13 protein-coding genes are annotated in these 13,228 nt (G+C 51.0%); 7 read left to right on the top strand and 6 right to left on the bottom strand.

The genetic code is table 11. The features are described 5' to 3' along the window. The first annotated feature begins 13 nt into the window (after positions 1-13). The 5 genes from Q4A84_RS02270 (at position 14) to Q4A84_RS02250 (ending at position 3,443) form a co-directional block, all read left to right on the top strand. Entirely contained in the window at positions 14-529 is a 516-nt protein-coding gene (locus tag Q4A84_RS02270) for a hypothetical protein (protein WP_303087304.1), read from the top strand. Between the two features lie 271 nt (positions 530-800). Next, positions 801-1,250 (top strand): outer membrane protein assembly factor BamE, encoded by a 450-nt coding sequence (locus tag Q4A84_RS02265; RefSeq protein ID WP_303087303.1) that lies wholly within the window; start codon positions 801-803, stop codon positions 1,248-1,250. Positions 1,251-1,326: 76 nt separating this feature from the next. Continuing rightward, positions 1,327-1,905: an SGNH/GDSL hydrolase family protein gene (locus tag Q4A84_RS02260; protein ID WP_303087302.1), complete on the top strand. Its 579-nt coding sequence runs from the start codon at positions 1,327-1,329 to the stop codon at positions 1,903-1,905. Between the two features lie 218 nt (positions 1,906-2,123). Beyond that, positions 2,124-2,750 carry a phosphoribosylglycinamide formyltransferase gene (purN, locus tag Q4A84_RS02255; RefSeq protein WP_303087301.1) on the top strand — a complete coding sequence of 209 codons (627 nt, stop codon included), beginning with the start codon at positions 2,124-2,126 and terminating at the stop codon, positions 2,748-2,750. An 18-nt stretch (positions 2,751-2,768) separates the two neighbouring features. Continuing rightward, entirely contained in the window at positions 2,769-3,443 is a 675-nt protein-coding gene (locus tag Q4A84_RS02250) for a DUF3108 domain-containing protein (protein WP_303087300.1), read from the top strand. A 173-nt stretch (positions 3,444-3,616) separates the two neighbouring features. Here the strand turns inward: Q4A84_RS02250 and Q4A84_RS02245 are convergent, their stop codons facing one another. After that, the gene (locus Q4A84_RS02245) at positions 3,617-4,699 is read right to left on the bottom strand and encodes a calcium-binding protein (protein ID WP_303087299.1); all 1,083 of its coding nucleotides are present in this window, start codon (positions 4,697-4,699) and stop codon (positions 3,617-3,619) included. Positions 4,700-5,106: 407 nt separating this feature from the next. Between Q4A84_RS02245 and Q4A84_RS02240 the strand changes: the two genes are divergently transcribed. Continuing rightward, entirely contained in the window at positions 5,107-7,902 is a 2,796-nt protein-coding gene (locus tag Q4A84_RS02240) for a M16 family metallopeptidase (protein ID WP_303087298.1), read from the top strand. A gap of 171 nt (positions 7,903-8,073) precedes the next feature. Then, positions 8,074-8,520, top strand: a complete 447-nt coding sequence (locus Q4A84_RS02235; RefSeq protein WP_303087297.1) for a YiiD C-terminal domain-containing protein — start codon at positions 8,074-8,076, stop codon at positions 8,518-8,520. Positions 8,521-8,561: 41 nt separating this feature from the next. On the opposite strand, the gene Q4A84_RS02230 is transcribed toward Q4A84_RS02235, so the two are convergent. From Q4A84_RS02230 to Q4A84_RS02210, 5 genes are all read right to left on the bottom strand, one after another. Next, entirely contained in the window at positions 8,562-9,491 is a 930-nt protein-coding gene (locus tag Q4A84_RS02230; RefSeq protein WP_303087296.1) for a MetQ/NlpA family ABC transporter substrate-binding protein, read from the bottom strand. Positions 9,492-9,593: 102 nt separating this feature from the next. Beyond that, entirely contained in the window at positions 9,594-10,280 is a 687-nt protein-coding gene (locus tag Q4A84_RS02225) for a methionine ABC transporter permease (RefSeq protein ID WP_303087295.1), read from the bottom strand. Positions 10,281-10,282: 2 nt separating this feature from the next. Further along, the gene (locus tag Q4A84_RS02220; RefSeq protein WP_303087370.1) at positions 10,283-11,023 is read right to left on the bottom strand and encodes a methionine ABC transporter ATP-binding protein; all 741 of its coding nucleotides are present in this window, start codon (positions 11,021-11,023) and stop codon (positions 10,283-10,285) included. Positions 11,024-11,410: 387 nt separating this feature from the next. Continuing rightward, the gene (locus Q4A84_RS02215) at positions 11,411-12,319 is read right to left on the bottom strand and encodes a metal ABC transporter solute-binding protein, Zn/Mn family (RefSeq protein ID WP_303087294.1); all 909 of its coding nucleotides are present in this window, start codon (positions 12,317-12,319) and stop codon (positions 11,411-11,413) included. 24 nt (positions 12,320-12,343) lie between these two features. Then, positions 12,344-13,219 carry a metal ABC transporter permease gene (locus tag Q4A84_RS02210; RefSeq protein ID WP_303087293.1) on the bottom strand — a complete coding sequence of 292 codons (876 nt, stop codon included), beginning with the start codon at positions 13,217-13,219 and terminating at the stop codon, positions 12,344-12,346. Positions 13,220-13,228 lie beyond the last annotated feature (9 nt).

Genomic DNA, 13,228 nt, shown 5'->3' with positions numbered 1-13,228 from the left:
AAGGAACATGATTATGCAAGCCCGAGCCGCCCGCCTCAACCGAACCCAACCAGAAACCCTCAGCCGCTGCAATCTCATCGTTGACGGCAATGCCCACCGCAGCGACTTGCTGCAAACTACACTGCCAACCAACCAAGGCGCGCTGTTTTGCGAAGCCATGCTGCCGCAAATCCGCACATACGCCTTGATGATTGCCGCTTCCCGCTTAAATGCCGATCAAAAAACACCCGACATTATTACCGACGAAGCCGATTGGTTTGCCGCCCGCATCTTAATTTTACAGGTACGCGTTTTCCACCTCGACATCAGCCTGAAATTCATGCTGGAAACCGCCAACCGCCGCGCCGAAGCCTTTGCCCGCCGCCATAACCTGCCCTTCACCCCCGCGCACATCCAAATGAGCCTGCATTCCGGCCGGCCGGCCAATCTGCTTATCATGAAAAGCGCCTTGTCCATCGACGGCAAAGATAACGGACTCGTCGAAAACAGCCGCCGCCTCGCCGCCTCACTGCCTGCCGCCGTTTTTTAAAAACCTGTCAAACCGAATGCCTGTCTGAAATTGCTTTTCAGACAGGCATTTCTTCGTAAAAAAACGCACATGTAATTTATGACATCATCTGCTCAAACCTAAAGGATGCGGTACAATAACAACACTCAGCACGACCGGTAAGACCGTTGTTTCTATGATAAAAACGACAAAACCTTTGATGCAACTCAGATGGCACGCACGGCTACCGAAATGATAAAAAACGCCCGCCCCTTAACCCAACCTAATCGGCTTATTTACGCTCAACATGATTATGAAACCATACCTTATCTCCGTCGGCATCGTGATACTGGCCGCCTGCACCGCTACCCGGCATTCTACTGCTCCTTTGCCCAGACCCGTTACAGCCGCACACAGCCAATCCTCTGGCAAGCCGTTTGAAGTGGTTTACCAACAAAAAGCCTATAAGGTCAACCATCCGCTCAAATGGCGCACGGTAAACGATGCCAAGCTCGGCAGCCAACCCGATTGGAACAAGCTGGATCAAATCCGCCCCGGAATGGCAGCCGAAAGCGTCAGGTCGCTTCTGGGCAAACCTTGGTATCAGGAAAACATTTACATCAACGAATGGAATTACCTTTACCGCTACCCGTTCAACGGCAAAATACAACAATGCCAATACAAAATCGTTTTCCATAAACGAAGCAATCAAGTGGAAGGCATATTCTGGGAGCCGGTAGGGCAAGCGCACTGCAAACACTGATTTTTCAGACAGGCATTACTGAGCAGCACCTAGCCGAATCATTTGATCCGCCGTTCTCTATTGAAAGCCCTCCCCGATGACCATTTACCTGATTGGCGATTCCATCCGCCTGCACGCCGAATTCTACATCCGGCAAGCCCTCGCGCCGCTAACCGTAGCTTCCCCACCGGAAAACTGCCGCTCTTCCGACATTCTGGCCGAGCACATCGCAGAATGGGCACCGGCCAAGTCAGGCGACATCGTTCATCTCAACTGCGGCCTGCACGATATCCGCCACAATACCGGCTCAGATCAGCCGGTTAACAGCCTCGCACAATACCAAGCCAACCTGCGCCGCATCTTCGATTATTTGGCAGCGCGCCGAAGCCGCGTAATCTGGGCGACCAGCACCCCGTTTAACCAAATCGTTCACAACACGGTTAAAGCATCACATAGATATGACGAAGACATCATGCGGTATAATGCCTGCTCCGTCGAGTTGGCAACGGCCTACGGCTTTGCCGTCAACGATTTACATGCCGTTTTAACCTCGGCCGGATACGAATCTTTATTACAATCCGACGGCCTGCATTACACCGAAGCCGGCAGCCGCCTCATCGGCGAAACCATTGCACGCGCCATACGCTTACAAGCCGAGCGGCCCGCCCGCTCTTAACTCCCATGCTTTAAAATGTTTTAAACACAAATCGCAACCAGATAGGCATAGCAAATAAAGAATATGGCCTCTTTTGCCAGCCCGTCAAAATTGCCGTGTTGCAATGCCTGTCTGAAAAACCGTTTTCAGATTAAAATCCCGTTAAAATAAGCTAAACCGCTTGCCGCCCTCAGCGACAGGCATTAATTTTCCCGCAATGATTTGATATTCCATACCATATGAAAAACATCGTCATCCTCATTTCCGGCCGCGGCAGCAATATGCAGGCCATTATTGAAGCGCAGATTCCCAATATCCGCATCCGTGCCGTTTTGAGCAACAACGAAGCCGCGCAGGGTTTGGCATGGGCGGCCAAACGCGGCATTGACACCCATGCGCTCAATCACAAAAATTTTGCCGACCGCGCGGCCTTCGACCACGCCATGATGGCCCTGATTGACCAATATCAACCTGATTTAGTGGTGCTGGCCGGCTTCATGCGCATCTTGACTCCCGATTTCTGTGCCCATTACGAAAACCGTCTTATCAACATCCATCCCTCGCTGCTGCCCGCCTTCCCCGGCCTCCACACACATGAAAAAGCACTTGAAACCGGTTGCCGCATCGCCGGCTGCACCGTCCATTTTGTTACGGCTGAACTGGATTGCGGCCCGATTATTTCACAAGGTGTCGTGCCCGTTTTCGATAACGATACGCCCGATACTTTGGCCAAGCGGGTTCTAACCGCCGAGCACCAGCTTTTACCGCAGGCCGTGGCCGATTTTGCCGCCGGCAAACTGAGCATCCGCGGCAACCGCGTTTATAACAGCCTGATGCCCGACGCCGACATCCGCCTGCTTGCCTGACATCAAGAAAGGAAAAACATGAAACAACTCATCCGCTCTCTTGCCTTCATCGGCGCCGCATCGGCCGCCCTGCCCGCCTTGGCGGCAGAATTACCGCAGAGCGCCGTATTAAAATACAGCGGCTCCTACGGCATTCCGGCCACCATGACCTTTACTCGCAACGGCAACAATTACACCATCGTATCCCACATCAAAGTTCCCCTTTACAGCATTCGTTTTGAAAGCGGCGGCACCATTTCGGGCAACGTTCTGAAACCCGCCTATTACCGCGACGTACGGGGCGGCAAAACCTACGCCGAAGCCCGCTTCAACGGCAACCAGATTACCTACGGCAAAATCAACGAGCAAAAAACCGAAACCGTATCCGGCCCGGCAATGGATTTATTCACCTTGGCCTGGCAGCTTGCCGCCAACGATGCCAAACTGCCGGCCGGCCTAAAAATCACCAACGGCAAAAAACTGTATTCCGTCGGCGGTTTGAGCAAAACCGGCAGCGCACAATACCGTTTCTCCGGCGGAAAAACCCAAGTTGAAAACTACCGCGTCAACCGCGGCGACAGCACCGTCAATTATTCTTTCGCCACCGCCATCGACAACATTCCGGCACAAATCAGCTATTCCGACGACGGCAAAACTTACAACCTGAAGCTCACGTCCGTTTCCATCAACGGCAAAGTCGTTACCCCGAATTGATAGGTCAAGCGGTTAAACCTCTCTACCCAAAACAAAATGCCTGTCTGAAAATCCCGTTTCAGACAGGCATTATGCTTCACAAGCACCACTTACTATGATGCCATAGAAATGAAAAAAGGCCGGATAAACCGGCCCATAACTCTCCCTGATTTAGACATTATCCCTATAATATGTTAGGCCATTCCCGTTGCCGCCGCGCTTTGCGCCTGATCCTGCACTGTATTCAATAAAGACGAAGCGCTCACGGAACCGGTGCAATCGTTTAACGCACAGTTGATTTGCGTGTTGGTAATCGTGCTGCCGTTGCAGAAACTGAATTCTTCGATTTGATTATTGCAGCTTTCAAACCAATTCTGAATCGTTACCGTATCGCACTTGCTGGCCGTAACCACCAAATCACTGCCGCAAACCGAGAAGCATACATCGCTCAAGTTAATATCCGATTTGAATGAAACCGTATCGGTATCGCATGAATTGCCGCAATCCTCAATCGTTTCATGGCCGTAACCCGCACCGATGATATAAGTATCGCCGCCCGCACCGCCGTTCAGGTAATCGTTGCCATAACCGCCGTCGAGCAAATCGTCGCCTTTTTCACCATACAGGCAGTCGGCTTGATTGCTGCCATACAAATTGTCATTGCCGTCGCCGCCATACAATTTGTCTTCACCGCCGCCACCAATCAGAATATCGTCGCCTTTGCCGCCATACAATGTATCGCAACCTTCACCGCCGTCTAAGGTGTCGCAACCGTCGCCGCCATAAAGCGTGTCGTTACCGCCGTCGCCATTAATGGTATCGTTGCCGCCTTTTCCATGAATCACATCATTGCCGTCGCCGCCATTGATATGGTTGTCCGCATCGTTTCCTTTGATAACGTTGTCGCAAGCATTGCCGGTCAACACCACTTTATTGCTGCCGATGGCTTCCAGATTTTCCAGATTTTCACCCAACACGCAGTCAATCTTAGTCTGTACCGTATCGCAGCCGCCATTTTTGTCTTCAACAATCAAATCACGTTCGTCGTCTATACAATAAATATCATTGCCCGCACCGCCCTTCATGGTACAAGAGCCAGAATGCCAGCCGAATGTATCCTGGCCCGAACCGCCCCAAAAAATTTCACCGAAGCCATAATCATAATAATGACCGTAGGAATTATAACCGCCGCTAAAACCATCGTCGCACCAAGCGGCATCATTTTTTGCTGTTGTGTAACCACTGCTTTGCTTACTAGATTTAACACCGTATGTCATAAAGAATCTCCAATTTTAATCATTGCTATTAAATAAAAGTAAGCGCCAACCCTAGTTATGTGAAAGAATATTAATGCCGTTTGAATACCAAACAATAAATATTTAACATTCGGTTGTCATATATGACAAGCGGCTTATTTACCACACATCGATATTCATACCAGCGGTTTATCTGATTGTAATTTAATAAAATTTTTAAATTTCCCATTTTTCAATTTACATCGCTTCACTCAAAATCCTATCCGTTCAACTTTTACAGTATTTATTTGAAATATTTTCACCCGCAAAAAACCAAAAGCCATTAAAATAAAAGCGCTGATAAATCAAGCGCATTAAAACAACTAAGATAACCATTTCAAATATCAGACAGTTACCGCAGAAGCCTGTCTGAACGAGCACATTACGTTATGAACCCTTTATTCCTTATCCTCGTAGCGGCCATCATAGTCGCCATGCCCGCCTTCGCCGCAGAAACCCTTTACAGCCAAGGCACCCTACCCAACGGTTTACACTACCACATTCTGCAAACCCCGAATGCCGGCAAACGGTTGGAATTGCGCCTGCAAGTACAAGCGGGCACCAACGACGAAGCCCCGGAAGAAAAAGGCGGCGCCCACATGCTCGAGCATATGGCCTTTCGCAGCAGCCCCGAATTCCCGCTCGGTATCGCCGAAACCTTAAGCCGACAAGGCTGGCAGATGGGCCGCCACTATAACGCCCAAACCGCGCACGAATACACGCGCTACATGCTTACCCCGCCCAAAGGCCGCCACCAGCTCGACGAAGCCCTCATCGTCATGAAGCAATTCATACAAGAGCGCAACTTCAAAGCCGAAGACTGGCAACAAGAACAAAAAATCATTCAAGGCGAAAACCGCACCCTACAAAACCTGAAGGAGCGCATGGCGCAACAGCGTACCGCCAGTTTGAAAAACGGCTCGCGCGAAGCCCGCTACCGCCCGATTGGCGACGCCGCTTCCATCGACACCATGCAAGTCGGCACACTCAGCGCGTTTCACAAAAAATGGTATGCCCCGAACAACGCCACCTTGGTCGTGATTAGCAGCTTACCTGCCAAATCCGTTCGCGCCGCACTGGAAAAACACTTAGGCAGCCTACCCGCCCGCGCCCTACCGACCCGATTACCGGAAGAATACGAACCGAAACTCCAACACGGCTGGCACATCGACCAACTGCAAGACAAAGACAATACCGAAAGCGAATTAAACTTAATCTTCCGTTTTCCCAACACCGCCACCCGCGCCAATACGGCTCAAGGCGAGTATGAGCGCCTGTTAGACAATTTTGCCGCTTATATCATCAATCTGCGCCTGCAAAAACAAAACCTGCCGCCCAACGTGCAACAGCTTACCCTGCGCAGCGGCAACTTGGGCAGCCGCACCGGCTTCGTAGGCTGGCTTACCCAAACCACCCCTGACGGCCATGAAGAAGCCTTGCGCACGCTACTGACACTACGCAAAAGCATACTTGCCGAGCCTGCCACCGACAACGAAATCGCCGCCTACCGTCGCCGTTTCAGCGAACTTCTGCGGCTGAGCCAAAAACAATCCGGCTTTTCCGACAATCCCGACGAATTGCTGCCGCAAATTCAAGACACCCTGTTCAACGGAAAGCCGCTGCGTACCCCCGCCGAACACACCGCAGCCGTACGCCCCGCCTTGTATAAAATCAGCAGCCGCGATGTCAACGAACGCATCCGGCAATGGCTGAATGCTAACGATAAACTCATCCAAGCCCAAGCGCCGGGTCTGAACCCGATTAGTCTGCCTCCGGTTGGCCAACTTGACCGGTTGTCGGAAAATCCCGACGCCCTGCTTGCCGTACCACACCCGCACAAGCACACCACACCCGCCAACGTTGCCAGCCGCCGCACCGTGCCGACAACCGATGCACCCACTACCGATGCCTTATTCACAGCACCGGCCGTTACCGGCAAAATGACCGGCGGCCAATACGACGCAGCCGCAAAAACCGAAATCATGCAGCTGGAAAACGGTGATACGGCCGTTGTTTTGCAGAATCCGGCGGCAGGCGACAAAACCTATCTCAAAATCATTACCCAAACCGGTTATCTGCAAAACAACCTTACCGCTTGGCAAGCCCACTTGGCAGGGGAAATCATCTGGAAAACCCCGCCCAAAGGCCTGTCTGCAACCCAGTTTTCCTTATGGAAAGCGCAGCACAAAACCCAATTAGATTATCAAATCACACCCTACCATCAAATCTTTACCGGCAACGCACCCAACGCCGCTTTTGAAAATCTGCTGCAGCTGTATCGGGCCTATCAAAATCCGGATAGAAACGACAGCAGATGGCGCAGCCTGTTACAAATCGAAGCGGCCCGCCGACCCGTATTCCTTGATTCCGTGCCCGGCAAACAGGAAACCGCCGAATTCAATCTGCACTATGGCCGCAGCGAATATGAAGAACCGCCTGCCAATGCAGAAATCGCCTCCCTCAGCAACGAAGCACTGCTGCACCAATGGCAGCTGCTCAACAAAGCGCCGGCCGCTTATTACATCGTTACATCCCAAGCGCCGCAAAACCTGAAGCCGCTGATTGCGCAATATCTGGCAACCATACCGCGTTCTCCGGCCCGAAATACCGTGCTCCAGCCCGTTAGCGGCAGCATCGTGCAACGCATACCGATTGCCGACGACAAACACACTGACGTCAGCGCTTGGTCATGGCAGCCTTTCTACAACTGGACACCCGAAACCTCCGAGCAGATTCCTTTGTTGGTCAACCTAGCCAATGCCCGTCTGAAAAACGAATTGCGCGGCCGCCTGCAAGGCACTTACAGCCTGAAATTCACCGCCCAGCCCGACCCCGAACACAATCTGGTGGAAAACCAGCTTTATTTCAGGGCCGAGCCGCAACGCGCCCAAGAGCTATGGCAGGCCGCCCAGCGCATTTTACAAAGCATGCCGGAAGACATCAGCCGAAACGAAGCCGAAAACCTGCAACGTTTATTTGCCGAACAGGAAGAGCGCCGCCACCAAAACCCCGAAGTCTGGCTGGAACGGCTGGCCCTCAGCCATCAGAAATACGGCGATGCGCGCTATATACGCGAGTTGCCCCAGCTGAAATACAGCATTATCCAAACCCGCCTGCGCCAAACAGCCAAGCTGCTCTGGTCAGAACCTAACGCACACATTCTGCTGACCGACCCCAAGCCTTAAAACACTATTGCTAAACACACAAAGCCTGTCTGAAAACGATTTTCAGACAGGCTTTTTTATCCAACAGCTTCTTCAACCTTGTTCCGATTCAAATGCCCCTTATCCAACTCTACAGACAGCCTTCGGTTTCACGCTATAATCGACACACCGTCAATCAATCTTTCCGATGCCATGACCGCAGCAGAATTGCAAACCTTCCTCCGCCAAAACATCCCGGCCGCGCAGGCATTAGACATTCAGGTTATCGACTGCACGCCCCAAGCCGTTACCCTGCTGATGCCATACCGCCTAAACCATAACCACAAAAACACGGTTTTCGGCGGCAGCATCGCTCTCGGCGCCACCCTGTGCGGCTGGTCTGCCGTACATATCAACTGCCCCGCAGCAGCCGGCAATATCGTGATACAAACCGGCGAAACCCGTTACCTGCGCCCGGCCACAAGCGATCTCCTTATCCGCACCCAAATCGAAAACGCGCAGGCTTGGCAAGAAATACACACCAGCCTAAACACAACGGGCAAAGGAAAAATCACGCTGAAAACCGAAATGTATTCGGAAGACCAATTGGTTGCCGTATTCAGCGGAAAATACGTGGCAGTCAAAACAAACAGCCAATAAAAAACTGCGCCCCTACCCGGAGCGCAGTCTGCTTTTTCAATTTATTTGGATGCGGCCGATGCGGCGGCAACGGAAGCCGCTTCCGCTTTAGCGCCTTGCGCCGCATTCATACCCCATGCTTCGGGATATTTATAACCGGCAAAACGGGTTTGCGCGTATTTTTTAAAGGCATCGGAATTGTAAACGGCCTCGATGTCTTTCACCCATTTGCTGTCTTTATCGGCGGTTTTCACGGCAGCCCAGTTCACATAAGCATAGCTCGGCTCTTGGAACAAAGCTTCAGTCAGCTTGATGCCGGAGCTGGTCGCATAGTTGCCGTTGATAATGGCGAAATCAACATCTTGACGGCTGCGCGGCAGTTGCGCCGCTTCCAATTCAACAATCTGAATATTTTTCGGATTGGCCGCAATGTCTTTTTTCGACGCAGTCAGCGGATTAACATTGTCTTTCAGCTTAACCCAGCCCAATTCGTTCAACATAACCAACGCACGAGCAAAGTTAGAAGGATCGTTCGGAGCCGAAACACTGCTGCCGTCTTTCACGTCATCCAATGATTTTGCCTTGCCCGAATAAAGCCCCAGCGGCGCGGTCGGCACTTGGAACACCTCTGTCAAATCCAGTTTGTGCTCTTTTTTGAAGTCGTCCAGATAAGGTTTATGTTGGAAAATATTGATGTCCAATTCGCCTTGCGCCAGCGCTTGGTTGGGGCGAACGTAATCGGTAAACTCCACCAATTCCACTTGATATCCCTCTTTTTCCAACGCCGGTTTAACCTGATCGCGCACCATATCGCCGAAATCGCCGGCAGTTGTGCCGAATACGATTTTGCTTTTCTGAGCACCGGCCTGCGAAGCGGCAGAAGCTCCGGAAGCGGCTGCTGGCGCCGCTTCTTTTTGTCCGCCGCAAGCGGTCAATGCAAAAGCAACCACGCCGGCAGATAAGGTTTTGAGCAATAACACATTGGTTTTCATATTAAACTCCTTAAAAATATCATTAAATATATTCTGTCGCACATATCAATTCAATGCCTGTCTGAAAACATTTGGCGGTTTTCAGACAGGCATCATCATGCTTTACCGCTTGTCTAATTTACGCGCAATCCAGTTACCGAAGCTTTGAATCAGAATCACGGCCAGCACCAAAACGGCCACGATAAATATCATTATATCCGTTTGGAAACGATGGTAACCATAACGTACGGCCAAATCGCCCAATCCGCCGCCGCCAATCATCCCCGCCGCCGCGCTGTATGATAACAGGCCGATGCTCAATACGGTAATGCTCAGCACCATACCGGAGCGCGCCTCGGAAAGCAGCACTTTAAAAATAATCACCGCCGGAGAAGCGCCCATACTGGTGGCCGCTTCAATAATGCCGCGCGGCACTTCGCGCAAATTCTGCTCAACCAGCCGGGCGAAATAAAACATGCCGGAAACCGACAAAATCAACGAAGCCGCAAACGGGCCGATACTTTTACCAATCAGCAGCAAGGTCAACGGCCCCATCGCCACCATCAAAATCACAAAAGGAAAGGCGCGTATCAGGTTAATCGTATTATCCAGAATTTTATTAAGGGTCGAATTGTAAAACAGCATATGGTTTCCGCTGGCAAACATCCCGATGCCGAGCAGCGTGCCGAACAGCACAGAAACCGGCACGGAAATGCCCAACATAATCAAGGTTTCCCAAGCTGCCTTAAGAATTTCAGCCTTCATATCCCACAGATTGTCGAATGCTTGGGCAAAGGTTTCGTCTGCCATATTCAATCTTCCCTGATTAACTCACAACCGATTTCCGAGCGAGCATGAATCTGGTTGTTTTTCACATCTACGATTTCCAAAAGCTTACCGTTATGCAGCAGAGCCGCGCGATCGCACAAACGCCGAATGACGCTCATCTCATGAGTTACGATAACAATCGTAACATTAAACTTCTGATTAATCTCTTCCAAACAAGCCAACACGCTTCGGGTAGTGGCCGGATCAAGCGCAGAAGTCGGCTCGTCGGCCAAAATCACGCCCGGATTGGGCGCCAGCGCACGAGCAATGCCGACGCGCTGCTTCTGCCCGCCCGATAATTGCGCAGGATAATGCTTGGCTCTGTCGCCCAACCGAACAATTTCCAGACATTCGGCTACCCGCTGCCGGATTTTGCCTTTGTCCCAGCCGGCGATTTCCAATGGGAAAGCCACGTTGTCTTCCACAGTACGGTTGCTCAATAAGTTGAATTGTTGGAACACCATGCCGATATTCTGCCGCGCCCGGCGCAATTCGACGGCAGAAAGCTCGGTCAATTTCTGCCCGCCCACCGTTACGGTGCCGCTATCGGGCCGCTCCAGCAGGTTAATCAGGCGCAGCAAAGTCGATTTACCCGCACCGGAATAACCCATCAAGCCGAAAACCTCGCCCTGCCTGATTTCGAGATGAGTCGGCTCCACCGCGGTAAACCAACCTTTGTTATCACGGCTACGGTAGCGCTTGCCAACATTATCCAAAACAATCATATTATCCATTTACTTGCCCTGCCGTCCGCCTCAAACAGAATAAAGCCCGATTGTGCTTACACACAAACGGGCCAAAATATAACAGCTTAAATGAAAAACTCTGTACGCTTTAGCTGTTTAAAACGCCCGCAAGCTGTGTCAAATCGGCGTGTAAATTCAATGTCGTAATTAAACGCTTTTTTCAGGTTAAAGTCAAGAAATAAAACCTTTATTTTTTCAATTTACAGTCAAAAAATTCGATTGCTCCGTAAATCGCCGAGCGCAAGCCCGCTCCAATCTTGCAAGCATTTCTATCGCTGCCATTTCATATCGTAATAGCTCGCTTCTGATGCGAATAATGCCTGTCTGAAAATGTTCAGACAGGCATTAATGATAGTCGACACCGTTTTATTTCATCGCACGGCTGATTTCATCCACATTATAGCGATACATATTGATATAAGTGTTGGCAGGGGCGCCGTTGCTCAAAGCATCCGAATACAATTTTCCACCAAGCGCAACGCCTGTTTCTTTGGAAATGCGTTCCACCATGCGCGGATCATTAATATTTTCTGTAAACACCGCTTTGATGCCTTCGCGCTTCACCTGACGAATAATCCCCGCCACTTGTTTGGCAGAAGGCTGGGCATCTTCGCTCACACCTTGGGGCGCGATGAATTGAATGCTGTAGCGTTTACCCATATAGGAAAAAGCATCGTGGCTGGTCAACACTTTGCGCTTGGCTTTCGGAATTTCGTTAAATTTCTGAGCGGCATAGGCATCCAATTTTTTCAATTCGCCTTGATAAGCGGCCAAGTGTTGCTGATAGTAAGCCTTGCCGGCAGGGTCGACTTTAATCAACGCGTCGGCTACGTTTGACGCATATTTTTGCATCAACACAGGGTCGGTCCACACATGCGGATCATATTCTCCGTGGTGATGGTCGCCTTCATGATGATGGTGGTGATGGCCTTCTTCAGCCTCCTCCGGCATTTTCATGGCATTGATGCCTGCCGCCGCCTCGGCATAAGCAACCTTATTCTGCTTGGCCGCGCGCACCAATTCTGCTTTTTCCAAACCCAAACCGTTCATCAAAAACAATTTGGCAGCACTAATCTTTTTAATATCGCCGCTCGTTACATTATAAGCATGGGGGTCTTGATCGTTGCCGACCAGATTCTGCACAGCCACACGCTCGCCGCCGACTTGCTTGGCAACGTCGCCCAATATGCTAAAACTCGACACAACCGGAATCGGCGCAGCGTATACCGAACCAGACAAAGCCAGTGCCAGCAATCCTTTTTTCCAATGTTTCATTATTTTGCTCCTTTAGATTTTCGTTTAATAAATATGGTGCTTTCGGTGGCGCAACAATTTCGATACCAAGCCGCCCTCCAAGCCGAAAACAATGGAAATCAAATACAAAGCGCCGCACCACAAAATAATCGCGGGCCCCGACGGTATTTCTACATAATAAGAAAACAGTAAACCGCCGGCACCACACAGCAAAGCAAACAGGCTGGCCAAAAACAGCAGCATGCCCATATTGCGCGCCCACAATCTGGCGGTAATGGCCGGCAGCATCATCAGCCCGACCGACATCAGCGTGCCCAGCGATTGAAAGCCGGCAACCAGATTCATCACCACCAGAATCAGGAAAACCATATGCCACAAGCCGCCTTTGCCGTTGACCGCCTTCAAAAACAAGGGATCGATGCTCTCCATCAACATAGGGCGATAAATCACGGCGAGTGCCACAATCGTAATGCTGGCGCTCGTTGCAACCAATTGCAGCGCAGGCAAATCCACCGCCAAAATCGAACCGAACAACAAATGCAGCAAATCGATATTGCTGCCATTCTGGCTAACCAATACCACGCCAATTGCCAAACTGCTTAAATAAAAAGCGGCAAAGTTGGCATCCTCTTTCAATTGAGTAAAGCGGCTGACCAGCCCTGCAAGCAACGCCATCATCATTCCAGCCGCAAAACCGCCCAAGCTCATGGCAGGCAGGCTCAAACCGCCGACAATATATCCCACCGCCGCACCGGGCAAAACGGCATGGCCAAGCGCATCGCCAACCAAGCTCATCCTGCGCATAACCAAAAAAACACCAACCGGCGCACCCGACAAAGCAAGGAACACAACGGAAGCCAGCGCATAGCGCATAAAGCCGAACTCAGCAAATGGAGCAACCAACAATTCGTATAAATTCATATTCTTTCG

Origin of the sequence: Neisseria sp., assembly GCF_030527965.1 — a bacterium.
GTDB lineage: Bacteria > Pseudomonadota > Gammaproteobacteria > Burkholderiales > Neisseriaceae > Neisseria.
This window is presented reverse-complemented; position numbering and strand designations above follow the sequence as displayed.